Here is an 874-nt window from a genome sequence, read left to right as displayed (position 1 = left end):
TTCATATTCACCCCCGTCGATAGAAAAAAAGCAGGCTGAAGCTTGCTTCGTGGTCACAGCCACCATGGGTGATCCCCAGCACCCACAGGTTCTGTTGCTTCGGCGATTTCGGGACGAATGGATACTAAAAAGGAGATGGGGAAAGGCCTTCGTCGATTTCTACTCCAAGGTCGGACCGCCGCTAGCTGCGGTCATAGAAGGAAGCAAGCTACTTCGGAGGCTCTCATTTATACTTATAGTAAAACCAGCGGCCCGGTTCGCGCATTCTCGACTGCGCCGACTTAAGCTGTGAACTCTATCCGAACCCTCGTCGATGCTGAGTGCGTGTGCTGGATTGAACTCGGCAGATGAGCGGAGAGCCTGTCGCTGCTTGAGGCCCTTGTTTGCAAGCATTTGGATATCGAATGGTCATTAACCTGCACGAGCGCCTTTCGGAATTCTCATATGCATATGGAGTCACGCGAGAGATTGAAGCGCTTGTTCAGTCGTTTGGTTGCGTCGCAACTCCTTTCCTTCCAAGTCTAATTCACTAAGAGGAACTCGGTTTTGATGTGGCGTTCGGCTCGCCCGGTGGAATCTTATTGGCGCAATTTAAACTTGGTCAGGAACTGAAGCGCTTCCGCCGCACCGCCAACGAGGCAACCGTTCCAAGCCTCGACCATCCATTCTGGCAGTTCCGCATTGATATCGGAGGACATCAATTCCAAAGACTGATCGAGTTTGAAAACAGTGGAGCGCAGGTCTTCTATTCGGCTCCGCGGTTTGCGACGTGGCAGGCCTATGAGGCCGCATTTCAATCTGGAAACGTCCTTGGTCGATCGCTGCTGGTGAAGCCCTCCGAGATACTCGTTGAGCTCGCCGGTGCCACCGGCTT

Annotated in this window: 1 protein-coding gene; it reads left to right on the top strand. The window is 53.1% G+C overall.

Features of this window, described 5'->3' with window-relative positions; all coding sequences use genetic code 11:
* Positions 1-551: 551 nt before the first annotated feature.
* Positions 552-874 (top strand): hypothetical protein (locus EN852_RS34555; protein WP_135879564.1); only part of this gene is annotated, 323 nt, incomplete at its 3' end.

Source organism: Mesorhizobium sp. M2E.F.Ca.ET.209.01.1.1, assembly GCF_004010375.2.
Taxonomy (GTDB): Bacteria; Pseudomonadota; Alphaproteobacteria; order Rhizobiales; family Rhizobiaceae; genus Mesorhizobium.
The sequence above is the reverse complement of the archived record's forward strand: the minus strand, read 5'-3'. Positions and strand labels throughout refer to the sequence as shown.